Here is a 12,566-nt window from a genome sequence, read left to right as displayed (position 1 = left end):
TGGTTCGCAACCTGTCCATGGAAGCCGGCGGACGTCGTGGGTGCGGCCGCACCGGAAACCCGCTAATCGCCGGCGGCCTCCTCATGGTCCAGCGCACGGGCCAGGGCCTCGAACCCCGCGGAGATCCCCGCCGTGTCACCGCTGGTCCGCGAATCCACCAGGAAGCCCCGCAGCGTCGCGAGGATCATCTCGGCGACCTCCAGCTTGCGCTGCCCGGACCAGCGCTCCGGGCAGACGGAGAGCAGCAGGGGCAGGTACTGCTGAGATGCCTCCCGGCCGAGTTGCGCATAGCGGCCGGGGTCGTACATCGCCAGGCCCATGGCCTGTTCGAGCACGCGCGCTTCCTCACCCGCGAGGATCGGCCACACCGCACGCACCCACTCCCCCAGCGACCGGCGCGCCGGTCCTCCGGTGGTGGCGGCGAACGCCTTCTCGATGCGCTTCTCGCGCAGCTGGAGGATCGCCTGGATGAGCAGGTCGTCGGCCCCGTCGAAGTGGTAGAGCAACACCTTGTGCGTGGTGCCCGCCGCCCGTGCGGCACGTCGGAGCGAGAAGTCCACGAGCCCGTTGGCGGCGAGGTCGTCGGTGACGAGGTCGAGCAGTTCCCGGCGTCTGGCCTCGCCGCGCGGCGACCCTGCCGATCGCCGGTAGCCCGCTCGTCCCGGTGAGCCGCCATCGGCGGAGGTGTTCACATCGGCAGCTTCCATGGTCGAACTTCCTCACACAGTGGTTGACGCCGCATCAGGCGGGTGCCGGACATCCGGGCCGGGTTCCGCACCGGCCCTCCTTGATCGATGATGATGCACAGGGCTGCCGTACTCGGTACGGCACCGGCTGTTCCAGGAACAGGAAGGGGTTCCCCCATGCGGGAAACGACGCCAGACCAGTCCCCGTCGGACGATCGGTCCGCCCACGGCTCGGACGAGGAAGCCCAGGTGATCGTGGTGGGGGCGGGGCCGGCGGGCTCTGCCGCGGCCTTCCACCTCGCCAGGGCGGGCGTCGATGTCCTGCTCCTGGAGAAGTCCCACTTCCCCCGGGAGAAGGTGTGCGGGGACGGTCTGACGCCACGAGCAGTGCACCAGCTCATCAGGATGGGCGTCGACATCAAGGCTCCGGGGTGGACGCGTTCACGCGGGATGCGATGGGTGGCCGGAGACCATCAGGTGCACATCGACTGGCCCGCGCTCGGGCGTTACCCGGACTTCGGGCTCTCGCGCAGCCGGCACGACTTCGACGACATCCTGGCCCGGCACGCCGTCGCCGCCGGGGCCCGGCTGCGCAGCGGCGTGAAGGTGACCCAGCCCCTGACCGACCGCGCCGGCCGTATCACCGGTGTCACCGCCACGACCTCGGCGAAGGAGCCATTGGCCTTCCACGCACCGATCGTCATCGCCGCCGACGGCGCCTCCGCGCGCCTCGCTCTCGCCATGGGCCTGCAGCGGGACACGAGCAGGCAGATCGCGACGGCCGCCCGCCGCTACTACCGAAGTCCGGAGCGTTCCCAGGAGGAGTACCTGGAGCTGTGGGCCGACCTCCGCTTCCCGGGGAGCGATCACTACCTGCCCGGATACGGCTGGATCTTCCCCATGGGCGACGGCCGCGTCAATGTCGGTCTCGGTGCGCTGCCTCACCGACGGCACGGAAAGGCGGACCTGCGCGCCACGTTGGACGAGTGGCTGGCACGTACCCCGCACGCCTGGGGACTGCGCGAGGAGAACGCGGAGGGCCCCGTGCGGAGCGCGGCCCTTCCGCTGGGCTTCAACCGTCATCCTCTCTACACCCGGGGGCTCCTCCTCGTCGGCGACTCCGGAGGCATGATCAGCCCCTGGAACGGGGAGGGCATCGGGCAGGCCATGGAAGCCGGTGAAGTCGCAGCCGAGACCGCCGCGCTCGCCCTCGCTCTTCCCCGGGGGCCCAGGAGGGAGCAGGTGCTGCGCGGCTACCCCGTCGAGATGAACCGCCGCTGGGGGCGCTACTACCGTCTCGGGAACACAGCCGCGGACCTCGTCTTCAGCCGTTCGGGTTTCCAGCCGGTCCTCAACCGTTACGTCATGGGGTCGCCGTTTGTGCTCAACACCCTGGCCCGGCTGCTGACCAATCTCACGGACAAACCCTCGCACGACCTGATCGACCATCTGCTCAACGGTGTTGTGCGTCTCGTCCCGGAACCGAAAGTGCGACGCAGGCGCTGAGCCTCCGAGGCCGGGCACGAACAGTGCACCGGGGGACGCCTGTTGGCGAGCCCCGGTGCGCTGTCTCGCGTACTACTCGTCGATCGCGGCTCCGTACGCCGCGTCCGGTGACGGCGCGCCGAGCGAGCCGCCGCCGTACGTCCACGAGCCGGTGGCCGTCACCCCGCCCGACCCGGCCGAGAGCACCCACACCACGCCGTCGCCGGTGTTCTCACCGGGGGCGGCGGCCAGCAGGCCGAAGCGGCCGTCCGTGTTCGGGTCGGTCAGCCTGACCTGGCCGCCCCACTGGTCGCCCTTCTCCGCGCTGCCCGGCACCTGCGCGGAGTTCTGGTCCCACGACTTGGCACCGGTGGCGGTCAGTCCCCCGGCCGTGCCGCGCAGCACCCACACCGCTCCCGCGTCCGCCACCGTGCCGATGTCCTCGCCGGACGCGCCGATCGCCACGTCCGCGTACCCGTCGCCATTGGTGTCCGCGACGGAGAGGTCCGTGCCCCAGCCGTCACCGCGCTCGGCCGTCCCCGGGACACCGGTCGTGTCCTGGGTCCACCACTGCGGCGGGCTGCCCGCACCGTCGACGCCGAGCGGCCCGTCGGGACTGCCGTAGTAGACGCCGACCAGACCGCCGGTCATCGACTCGCCCCCGTCGTCGGGGCTGTGCGGTTCGCCGGTGACGAGGTCGTCGTAGCCGTCGTTGTCGATGTCGCCGGACGCCGCGACCGGGCCGCCCCGCAGATCGCGCTCGTACACCAGGCCCTGCGTCTGCCCGGAGAAGAAGGACGACCAGCCGTGACCGGGCTCGTCGCCGACGGTGACGCCGGAGACGACGAGGTCGGCGAGACCGTTGTCGTCGTAGTCGCCGGTGGTCAGGGACTTCGGCTGGATCGGACGCTCCTGTGCCGTGGCGGCGAGGCGGTTGCGCGCGGTGCGCTCCAGCGGCGCGGACTTCGGCTGCGGGGCCGCGTCGTACGCGTACAGTTCCAGGTCGTCACGGCTGAGGACGGCCAGTTCGTCGCCCGGGGTGTCGGGGCTGAAGCGGGCCGCGGCGAGGGCGCTGCCGAACTTCTCGCCTGCCGCGGGCTCCGCGGCCTCCAGCCAGTCGCTGTTCGCACCGGCCAGCCCCCGCGACGACCCCCACAGAACGGTGATGCCGCCGGCGTCCGCGACCGTCCCGATGTCCTCGCCCGGAATGGCCACGATCGCGTCGTCGTAGCCGTCCGCGTCGAGGTCGCCGGTGGCCAGCGCCCTGCCGAAGGCGTCGCCCGTCTCGGCGGCGCCCGGCACCCCGGCGGTGGACTGGCTGACGACCGCGGTCCGGCGGGTGCCGATACCCGTCGACGCGCCGTACTGCACGGTCACGTACCCCGCGCCTTTCTTTCCGCTGACGGTTCCGCCCGGCGCGCCGATGAGCACGTCCTCGTAGCCGTCGCCGTTGAAATCGCTGTTGCGGTCACTTGCGTGCGTGCCGCCGGGAGTACCGGCGTACGCGGAGGGAGCGGCGATGCCGGCTCCCGCCATCAGGAGAAACGAGGCCGCGGCAACGGCGGCCGGACGGTACGTGCGCACGAGCGGCTCCTTGGTTCAAGGATGACCGGGCGGGTGCGGGGGCGATGACCGGAAAGGGCCCGTTCCTTCCTGGCGTCGTGTTTGACCGAGCATGAGGTGAAAGGGTTGTACCCAGGACGCGCCGTGGGCGGGGTTCCGCCCGCCCCTGAACACCCGGGGCAGCCCCCGGTGTGCCGGGGGCTGCGACGAGGAAGGGGGATCAGGCGATGTCGATGATGGTGCGCAGTGCCTCGCCGGTGTGCATCTGACGGATTGCCTGGTTGATGTCCGTGAGCGGGACATGGTGCGTGATCATCGACTCCAGGTCGATGCGGCCCGCGCGCCATAGCTCGATGGTCGTGGCGTACGTGCGACGGATGCCGTCGCTCCCGTAGAAGGAAGGCAGCACCTTCTTCTCGTTGAGGACCGGTTCCGCCATGCTCAGGTCGGTCATGCCGGTGCGCGAGCCCGCGCCGACCAGGCAGACCGTGCCGCCCGGAGGGGTCGCGTCGTACGCGGCTCCGTGCACTTCTACTTCGGCCTCGGGCAGTCGTGGAGGTTACGCAATCACATGGCCGCCTTCGAACCCGAATAGTCACGCGGCATCATGTAGGCATGATCACCATTCATCTGAAGTACGAGATCGACGCCGACAAGCTTGAGGACTTCGAGGAATACGGTCGCCGCTGGATCGGGCTCGTCAACCGTTTCGGCGGGACGCACCACGGCTACTTCCTGCCGAGTGAGGGCGACAGCGACATCGCCTACGCCCTCTTCTCCTTTCCCAGCCTCGCCACGTACGAGCAGTACCGCACGGACAGCATGTCCGACCCGGAGTGCCAGGAAGCGTTCGAACTGGCTCGAAGCACCCGCTGCATCAAGCGATATGAGCGCCGCTTCCTCCGGCCGCTCGATGGCTTGTCCTAGGCCAGGGGGAGATGCACGGTGGCAGGCGTGCAGGATTGCTTGTCCGCACCGCCCGGCAACGCACCGAAATTCAGCCGGCTCGTCAACGCGTTGATCACCTCCCGGCCCTGTGACCGGGCTTCGGCAGCTTCAACAGCGGTGCGAAGCCCAGCCGGTGGGTGAAACAGGTACTCAGCGTGCCGGGACGGGGGTGTCGATGGTGGACGCTGCCATGCCGACCTCTTCGAGTACCTCGCGGGTGTGCGTGCCGATCGCCGGGGCGGGGCGTGGTGTCGCCGCGGGGGTTCCCCGGTACCGGGGTGCGGGCGCGGGCTGGAGCAGACCGTTCTCGGTGTAGTACGTGCCCCGCGCGATGTTGTGCGGATGGCCGGCGGCCTCGGTCAGTCCGTACACCGGCGTGACGCAGGACTGTGTGCCCTCGAAGGCGGCGGTCCACTCCTCGCGGGTCCGGCCGGCGAAGATCCCGGCGAGCCGCTCCCCCCATCGCGGGCCAGGCGTCCCGGTCGTGCTGCTTCGCGAACAGCGGGTCGCCGCCGAGCCCGAGGACGTCGAGCAGCACTGCGTAGAACTGCGGCTCCACACTGCCGACGGCCATGTGACCGCCGTCGGAGGTGCGGTAAGTGCTCACCGTCATCGACCCGGTGACCGCCCGGATCTCGCGGACCGCTTCGCCGAGATCGGTACGGCGCTGCTGCTCTCGCAGGACGTGCCCACCTCTGCGTAGCCGCCTGCGGGCGGGCGAAGCGGGGGGCTACGACCGGCGGCGAGGCTTTCCGCGCTTGCCACCCTTGGCGCCGCCGGAACCGCTCCGCGGGCTCTTCCCCGCAGTCTTGCCGGCTGCGGGCTTGCGCCGTGCAGCACCCGTATCGGGGCGTTTGGCCTTCGGCTGCGCCTGGGCCTTGGGGCGACCTCGTGAACTGTTGACGGTCCGGCCCCGGACGATCCCGATGAAGTCCTCCACCAGGTCCGTCGTCTCGTCCTCCAGCCACGACAGCGCGACGCGCGACTCGGGGGCGTCCGACACCGGCCGGTACGTGAGGTCCTTGCGGTGGTGGAGGCGGGCGAGCGACTGCGGGACGACGAGGAGGCCCACTCCTGCCGCCACGAGCTCGATGGCGTCCGCCGTCGTGGCGGGACGCTCGATCGCGGGCCGTCCCGGCCGGTGCTCCCATTCGAGGGTGTCGTCGAGCGGATGCAGCACGATGTCGTCGGCGAGATCCTCGGCGGAGACCTCGTCGACCGCCGCGATGACGTGGTCCTTCGGGATCACGACGACCGTCGTCTCGGCGTAGAGGGGGATCGCGCTGAGGCCCGTACGGTCGATGGGCAACCGCACGAGACCCGCGTCGGCGCCGCCGCCCCGCAGCACGTCGGACGCCTCGGCGGCCGGCACCCCGATGAGGGTCAGCGGGACGTCGGGCAGCCGCTCGTTCCAGATCCGCACCCACTTGGTGGGCGTCACCCCCGGGACATACGCGAGCCGGAACGAAGGGGTTTCTTCCGAGCTTGTCACTCCGCCAGGTTACCGGCCCTGGTCAGAGGTAGCGCACATGCTCGATACCCTTGGCACCATGACGTCGCACAAGACCACCCAGACAATGAAGCCCGCAACCGCGGCAAAGAAGCTGGGTGTGTACCTAGAGGCCACCCCCGCCGAGTTCCAGGAGGGTGTCGTCTCGCGCACCGAGCTGAACGCACTGCAGTCCGATCCGCCGGAGTGGCTGCAGGAGCTGCGACGCAACGGCCCGCACCCCCGGCCGGTGGTCGCGGCGAAGCTGGGCATCTCGATCTCGGGTCTCGCCCGGGGCGGAATCACGGACGCCCTCACCACGGAGCAGATCGAGGCGTTGAAGACGGACAGCCCCGACTGGCTCCAGCAGGAACGTGCCACCCAGGCCGAGGTCCGGAAGGAAGCGGTGCGCATCAAGGAGAAGAACGCAGCACGCGACGATCAGTCCCACTGACCGCGTTCCTGACCTTGTCCCTCGGCATGACAGCCTGGACGCACAAGGGCTCGCCGCACGGTCACAGACCGGAATGAGCCTTCTGTGCGAGCAGGGGTCACGTTCCTCGCGAAACCCCTCACCCCCCGTATCGCCACTCTGGCCTTCGGGCGCGTACGGCGGCGACGCGTCATGCTCAGCGGCGGGGCTGCTCACCCTGTTCGCCCTCGACCGCCGGGCGTGGTCAGTGCGTCGCTTGGCGCAAAGGCATGCAGCACGCCTTCCCGGGGTTCGGGCCACCACGGCCGACGGCCGGCTTCTTCGTACGGTTCGGTGTCCCCACGGGCCTCGCGGCCGCCCTTTTTCGGAATGCTGCTGCCGGTGCTCGGGGTCCCGTTCTCCGTCTGGGCCCTCATCACGCCGGTGGGCGTCGCGCAGACAGCCGCGGCTCTGTGGGCCGGGGGCGGTTACACGCCGCTGAGCCTCCCGGCGAGGAGTGCTCGCCGCATACAGTGCGGGAGTACTCGCATTGCCGGCCCGGCTCACCGCCGTGGAGGCTCTGACAAGCTGCGTCCTCACCGCGGGCCCCTGCCGGGCGCTCCCCAGCGGCCACAACGCCTACCTGGCGATCACGGCGGCGTCTCCGGGAGCCGCCGTGGCCTGGATGCTGCATGCGACGGTTCTCCCACTCGGACGGCGCGCGATGTGGCGCCCTTGACCGTACGAGCGGCGCCGGCGGACCCCGTCCGTCGGCCTGAAGCGCTTCTGATTCGACGCCTGCGGCTTCAGGCCGACGACGCGGGATTGAGAGAATGATCGGCATGACAGGGTCAGAGGCCTTCGAGCCGGAGTCGGAGCGCGTCACTCAGCAGCTGCGGGACGACATTCTTGACGGTGTCCGACAGCCTGGAAGCAAGCTCGTCGAACGCGAACTCGCCACAGAGCTCGGGGTGAGCAGACTGCCCATCCGCGATGCGCTCAAGGTGCTCGTGGCCGAGGGCCTGGTGACCGCCAGGCCACGGACGTGGGCCGTCGTCCGGGAGTTCACGTCCACGGACATCGCGGATCTCAACGAGATTCGTACACCCCTTGAACTGCTCACTTTCCGGCTGGCTGCTCAACGGCGTACGCGGCAGGGTCTCGAAAGACTTCGCACAGACCTCGACGCCGAGCTGGAAGCCGCTCGTACGGGAGACGCCGTGCGTGCTCGACGGGCCGCCGCCGACTTCCACCAGACAGTGACCTCGTTGGCAGGCAATGAGCTGCTCGGCGAGCTGGAGCGGACGCTTCGAAGCAGGATGCGATGGCTGCTGGCGCAGCATGAAGATCTCCTGGCAGTCGCGAAGGAGCACGAGGCCCTTTACGCCGCGATCGCGGACCGGGACGTTCACCGAGTGGAAGAACTTGTCGTGAAACACTTGGCGAGCAGCCGTAGCGCGGCCGCTGCACGTCGGAGGCGGTCTACGGGTTCCTGACGGAATGCGGCGTCGAGGCGCTCCGCGATCCGCGCAACCAGTCTTGAGCAGCATCGCCGCTCGATGTCGTTTGGGATACCATTTTTCTTATGACCCATGTGACACTGGCGAACGTCCGCCCTTGGGGTGCGGCACCCGTCGACATCGTGATGTCCGGCGACGAGATCCTTGCCGTCGAGCCCGCCGGGACCGCGAGCCATGACGGCGACCACCTCGATGGCGGCGGCCTCCTCGCTCTGCCCGGCTTCATCAATGCGCACGCCCACGTCGACAAGAGCTGGTGGGGCCAGCCATGGGTTTCCTACGGCGGAGAGGCCACGACCCAGGGGCGCATTGCCCATGAGCGCGCCATGCGTGACGGACTTGGTATCCCGAATGCGGCCTCGGCCACCGCGGTACTGGGCGAGTTTCTTCGGCACGGCACGACAGCGGTGCGCAGCCATGTGGATGTCGACCTCGGTGTCGGGCTGCGAGGGATCGAGGCCGTCCGCGAGGCGGTGGACGCTCTCGACGGCGCGATCGAGGTCGAGATCGTCGCGTTCCCGCAGGACGGTGTGATGCGCCGTCCCGGTGTGCTGGAACTGCTCGATCAGGCAGCCGCAGCGGGGGCGACCAGTATCGGCGGCATCGACCCTGCTTCGATCGACCGTGATCCTGTGGCGCAGCTCGACGGTCTGTTCGATATCGCGGAGCGCCGTGGCGTCGGTCTTGACATCCATCTGCACGATGGAGGGGAGCTCGGCGCGTTCCAGTTCGAGCTCATCATCGACCGCACCCGGCGTGCGGGCTTGCGTGACGAGGTGACGATTTCGCACGGCTTCGCCCTCGGGGAGCTCTCGGCGAGCCGGCAGCAGGACCTGCTCGACGGCTGCGAGGAGGCCGGCATCGCGTGGGCAACCGTGGCCCCGCCCCGTACCGCGCCGCTCCCCTGGCGCGGGATGCGGGACCGCGGCATCCCGGTCGGTCTCGGCACCGACGGAATCCGCGACCTGTGGTCCCCGTACGGTGACGGCGACATGCTGCGCATCGCGCTCGGCTTCGCGCGGCTGCACGGGCTGCGCACCGATGAGGAGCTCACGTACGCAGTGGAGCTGTCCTCCACCCGCGCGGCCGGCTTCGTCCACCGCCACGTCCACGACATCGTCGCGGGGGCGCGCGCGGACATCGTTCTGGTGGACGCCGAGAACGTCCAGGACGCCCTCGTGCGCTCTCCGCGGCGCCAACTCGTGGTCGCGGGTGGGCGAGTGGTTGTCCGGGACGGTGAGCTTCAGGTCTGATCCCGGCCGGCGAGCGCGGTGCGGCCGCGGCAGACACGTTCCGGGAGCGGTGGCCCCCCTCCGCGCGCAGCGCTACCGCCTTACCGCCCGTCGCCCGCGAGCCGCCTCGCCCGCAGTGCGACATAGAGCTCGGCGGCGTCGACCGGCCGTGTCGGAGCGCGGCCGGTCAGCTCCGCGATGCGGGCGATCCGGTACAGCACGGTGTTGCGGTGGCAATGGAGCAGCCGCGCCGCCTCGGCGGTCGAGCCGTCTGCGGCGAACCATGCGTCGAGGGTGTCGAGCAGAGCCGCATCGCCGTCCTCGCCGGACAGCAGTGGCCCCAGGACGTTCTCGCTGAGCTCGGCCGCGGACTCGGCGTGCGCCGCGACGAGGGTGTCGATCGGAGCGGTGCCGTAGCAGTGGACACCCACCCCGGCCGGGGCCACGCACTCCAGGGCGATCCGGGCCTGACGTACCGCCTCCGGCGCGGCGGCGAGTGTGGTGAACGGCCGGCTCACGCCCACCCGTGAGGTCGCCGCCTGCTTCACGACACGGAACACCGCGGCGGACTCGGCGTCACCGGTCGGGGCGACCAGACCCAGCCGCTCGCCCAGCTCGGTGGTCCAGACGGATGCCACGTCGACGTTCGCCAGCCGGGCGGTGATGGCGGGCAGCGGGTCCTCGCCGTTCCGCCCGACCTCCCCGGCCACTACGCGGTACGACGCCCGTTCCGGCAGGCCGAGAGCGCGCTGGACCCCTGCGGCGCTCCCGAACCGGACACCGTTCGCTCCCTCGAAGACGCTGAGGAGCGTGACCCGTCGGGATACCTGCTCCTGCCGTTCCCGGTCGTCGGCAACCTGCCGGTACGCCTCCGTCGCGGCCGTGGAGAAGCGGTCGAGCACGCCCCAGAAGTGCGACGACCGGCGCAGCAGCGCGTCGGCCTGCTCGCCGGTCGTGGCGCGGGCGATCGCCCACTCCCAGATCTCCAGTCCGCCGAGCCGGAAGGCGTGCAGCAGCGCCGGGAGCGGGATGCCGTGCTCGGCCTTGATGCGTCCGGCCCGTCGGGCCGTCTCGTCGCCGGCGTCCGGGCCGCCGGTCTCCATGCGCAGGAGCGCCTCGATGTTGGCGTGGACGATGTCGCGGAGCAGATCCGGCGGGAGCCGGCTCTGCGTGTAGCAGGACTCGTCCTCGGCGATCTTCCGGACGGTCACATCGGTGAGTTCACCGACCGAGGCGAGGATCTCGGCGAAGACGTGGTCGCAGCCCGTGGTGTCGCGCATCCGGTAAAGGTACCCGCCTGCTTCCCCATCGGAATTGTGCCGCGGCACAAAGCAGTTCGGAGATTATCGCGGTGCCCGCCCATAGCAAGGGGCCCCGATATCCGTCATCTTGGTGTGGTCCGGAGAATCTTGTGCCAGGAACCAATTCCGCAGCACGGCGCCCGTCCGTGCGGTCGCGATCGAGGGAGATCACCATGACCGCTGCAGCCCCCGCAGGCAGCACCCGGAGGATGCCCGAGCTCGACGCGATCCTCTCCGAGCTGTCCGAGGGCGAGCGGCACTGGGCGGCGACCTCGCCGGCCGAACGCGGTGCCCTCCTCGCCCGGGTCCATACCGCCGTCGCCGCCGAGGCCGAGACCTGGGTGCGGATCGCGAGCCGGATCAAGCTCCTGCCGGACGACTCCCCGCTCGTCGGTGAGGAGTGGCTCTCCGGGCCCTATGCGCTGCTGACCTCCCTGGACGTGCTCAGCCGCACGCTCCGTACGGTCGCCTCGGGCCGCGGCCCGCTCGACGGCGCGAAGTTCGGGCAGGCACCGGGCGGGCGGGTGAGCGTCCCCGTCCTCCCGCTCACCGTCTACGACCGCCTGCTCCTGAACGGCTTCAGCGCCGAGGTGTGGATGCCGCCGCGGGTCGACGCGGACACCGTGCGGCGTCGGGCGGGCCTCGGCGCCCGCCACCCCGAGCGCACCGCCGGCATCGGTCTCGTCCTCGGCGCCGGCAATGTCACCTCCATCGCGCCGCTCGATGTGCTGTACGAACTGATCGCGCACAACCGTGTCGTCGTGCTGAAACTCAACCCCGTCCTGAGCGACCTCGAACCGGTCTACCGGCGCGCTCTCGCGCCACTTGTCGAGCACGGCGTGCTGCGCATCGTCTCGGGCGACGGCGAGGTCGGCGGTTACCTCGCCCACCATCCGGGCGTCGCACACGTCCACATCACCGGCAGCCTCGCCACCCATGACATCGTCGCCTTCGGTCCGGGCGAGGAAGGCCGTGCCCGCAAGGCCGCCGGCACCCCGCTCCTGGACAAGCCGATGACGAGCGAACTCGGTGGTGTCTCCCCGGTCATCGTGGTCCCTGGCGCCTGGAGCGACGCCGACCTCCGCTACCAGGCCGAGCACATCGCGACCCAGCGCCTGCACAACAGCGGCCACAACTGCATCGCCTCACAAGTGGTCGTGGTCAGCAGCGACTGGCCGCAGCGCGAGGCGTTCCTCGGTCTGCTCCGCGAGGCCCTGCGGACGGCCCCGGCGCGGCCGGCCTGGTATCCGGGCAGTGCGGGAAGACTCGCGGAGGCGGCGCGGTGTCATCCGGCGGCCGAGTGGCAGGGCGCCGAAGGTTCACGCCTGTTGGTCGAGCTCGGTGACGGTCAGGAGGCGGCGGAGCTGGGGACGACCGAGTACTTCGCGCCCGTGCTCGGCGTGCTCACCCTGCCCGGCAGGGGCGCCGAGTTCCTCGACCGGGCCGTCGAGACCGCCAATCGCGACCTCTTCGGCACCCTCGGGGCGAACATTGTCATCGACCCCGCCACCCTGAAGCGCCTCGGCCGGGCGTTCGACCATGCAGTGGCCGCGCTGCGGTACGGCACGATCGCCGTCAACGCCTGGACCGCGGTCGGCTTTCTCACCGCGACGGCTCCGTGGGGCGCCTTCCCCGGCCATACCGTCACGGACGCCGGGAGCGGGATCGGTGTCGTGCACAACGCCCTGCTGATCGATGCGCCGGAGCGGACCGTCGTCCGGGGTCCGTTCCGGCCCTTCCCGAGGTCGGTCATGGGAGGCGAGCCGGCGCTCTTCCCGAAGCCGCCGTGGTTCGTCACCGCGCGCAGCGCCGCCGTGACGGGCCGCCGGCTCACTCAGCTGGCGAAGCAGCCGTCCTGGGCACGGGTGCCCGCCGTGTTCGCCTCGGCCTTCCGCGCCTGAGCACTACCGCAGCCGCGCAGCCCGGTGCC

13 protein-coding genes are annotated in these 12,566 nt (G+C 70.5%); 7 read left to right on the top strand and 6 right to left on the bottom strand.

All coding sequences use genetic code 11. The features are described from left to right. Positions 1-62: 62 nt before the first annotated feature. Positions 63-707 carry a TetR/AcrR family transcriptional regulator gene (locus tag ACGFU7_RS16965; RefSeq protein WP_393696512.1) on the bottom strand — a complete coding sequence of 215 codons (645 nt, stop codon included), beginning with the start codon at positions 705-707 and terminating at the stop codon, positions 63-65. A gap of 156 nt (positions 708-863) precedes the next feature. Between ACGFU7_RS16965 and ACGFU7_RS16960 the strand changes: the two genes are divergently transcribed. Then, on the top strand, positions 864-2,192 hold the full coding sequence (locus ACGFU7_RS16960; RefSeq protein ID WP_393696510.1) for a geranylgeranyl reductase family protein: 1,329 nt from the start codon (positions 864-866) through the stop codon (positions 2,190-2,192). A 72-nt stretch (positions 2,193-2,264) separates the two neighbouring features. On the opposite strand, the gene ACGFU7_RS16955 is transcribed toward ACGFU7_RS16960, so the two are convergent. Continuing rightward, positions 2,265-3,755 (bottom strand): esterase, encoded by a 1,491-nt coding sequence (locus ACGFU7_RS16955; protein ID WP_393696508.1) that lies wholly within the window; start codon positions 3,753-3,755, stop codon positions 2,265-2,267. A 199-nt stretch (positions 3,756-3,954) separates the two neighbouring features. Further along, the gene (locus ACGFU7_RS16950; protein ID WP_393696507.1) at positions 3,955-4,263 is read right to left on the bottom strand and encodes a hypothetical protein; all 309 of its coding nucleotides are present in this window, start codon (positions 4,261-4,263) and stop codon (positions 3,955-3,957) included. A gap of 86 nt (positions 4,264-4,349) precedes the next feature. On the opposite strand from ACGFU7_RS16950, the gene ACGFU7_RS16945 reads away from it, so the two are divergent. Continuing rightward, positions 4,350-4,661: an NIPSNAP family protein gene (locus ACGFU7_RS16945; protein ID WP_393696505.1), complete on the top strand. Its 312-nt coding sequence runs from the start codon at positions 4,350-4,352 to the stop codon at positions 4,659-4,661. A 171-nt stretch (positions 4,662-4,832) separates the two neighbouring features. On the opposite strand, the gene ACGFU7_RS16940 is transcribed toward ACGFU7_RS16945, so the two are convergent. Then, positions 4,833-5,243, bottom strand: a complete 411-nt coding sequence (locus ACGFU7_RS16940; protein ID WP_393696503.1) for a CoA transferase — start codon at positions 5,241-5,243, stop codon at positions 4,833-4,835. On the opposite strand from ACGFU7_RS16940, the gene ACGFU7_RS16935 reads away from it, so the two are divergent. Beyond that, positions 5,167-5,385 (top strand): hypothetical protein, encoded by a 219-nt coding sequence (locus ACGFU7_RS16935; protein ID WP_393696641.1) that lies wholly within the window; start codon positions 5,167-5,169, stop codon positions 5,383-5,385. The two genes, ACGFU7_RS16940 and ACGFU7_RS16935, sit on opposite strands and share 77 nt — an antisense overlap. Before the next feature lie 27 nt (positions 5,386-5,412). Here the strand turns inward: ACGFU7_RS16935 and ACGFU7_RS16930 are convergent, their stop codons facing one another. Further along, positions 5,413-6,174: a LysR family substrate-binding domain-containing protein gene (locus tag ACGFU7_RS16930; protein ID WP_393696502.1), complete on the bottom strand. Its 762-nt coding sequence runs from the start codon at positions 6,172-6,174 to the stop codon at positions 5,413-5,415. A 58-nt stretch (positions 6,175-6,232) separates the two neighbouring features. Between ACGFU7_RS16930 and ACGFU7_RS16925 the strand changes: the two genes are divergently transcribed. From ACGFU7_RS16925 to ACGFU7_RS16915, 3 genes are all read left to right on the top strand, one after another. Further along, positions 6,233-6,625 carry a DUF5997 family protein gene (locus ACGFU7_RS16925; RefSeq protein WP_393696501.1) on the top strand — a complete coding sequence of 131 codons (393 nt, stop codon included), beginning with the start codon at positions 6,233-6,235 and terminating at the stop codon, positions 6,623-6,625. 800 nt (positions 6,626-7,425) lie between these two features. After that, positions 7,426-8,079, top strand: coding sequence for a GntR family transcriptional regulator (locus ACGFU7_RS16920; protein WP_393696499.1), 654 nt, complete (start codon positions 7,426-7,428; stop codon positions 8,077-8,079). Between the two features lie 89 nt (positions 8,080-8,168). Next, positions 8,169-9,356 carry an amidohydrolase gene (locus tag ACGFU7_RS16915; RefSeq protein WP_393696497.1) on the top strand — a complete coding sequence of 396 codons (1,188 nt, stop codon included), beginning with the start codon at positions 8,169-8,171 and terminating at the stop codon, positions 9,354-9,356. Positions 9,357-9,436: 80 nt separating this feature from the next. Here ACGFU7_RS16915 and ACGFU7_RS16910 read toward each other — a convergent pair whose 3' ends face one another. After that, positions 9,437-10,615 (bottom strand): PucR family transcriptional regulator, encoded by a 1,179-nt coding sequence (locus tag ACGFU7_RS16910; protein WP_393696495.1) that lies wholly within the window; start codon positions 10,613-10,615, stop codon positions 9,437-9,439. A 194-nt stretch (positions 10,616-10,809) separates the two neighbouring features. Between ACGFU7_RS16910 and ACGFU7_RS16905 the strand changes: the two genes are divergently transcribed. After that, positions 10,810-12,537, top strand: a complete 1,728-nt coding sequence (locus ACGFU7_RS16905) for an aldehyde dehydrogenase family protein (protein ID WP_393696493.1) — start codon at positions 10,810-10,812, stop codon at positions 12,535-12,537. The last annotated feature ends 29 nt before the right edge of the window (positions 12,538-12,566 follow it).

It is taken from the genome of Streptomyces sp. NPDC048473, from assembly GCF_043200155.1.
Lineage (GTDB): Bacteria > Actinomycetota > Actinomycetes > Streptomycetales > Streptomycetaceae > Streptomyces.
The sequence above is the reverse complement of the archived record's forward strand: the minus strand, read 5'-3'. Positions and strand labels throughout refer to the sequence as shown.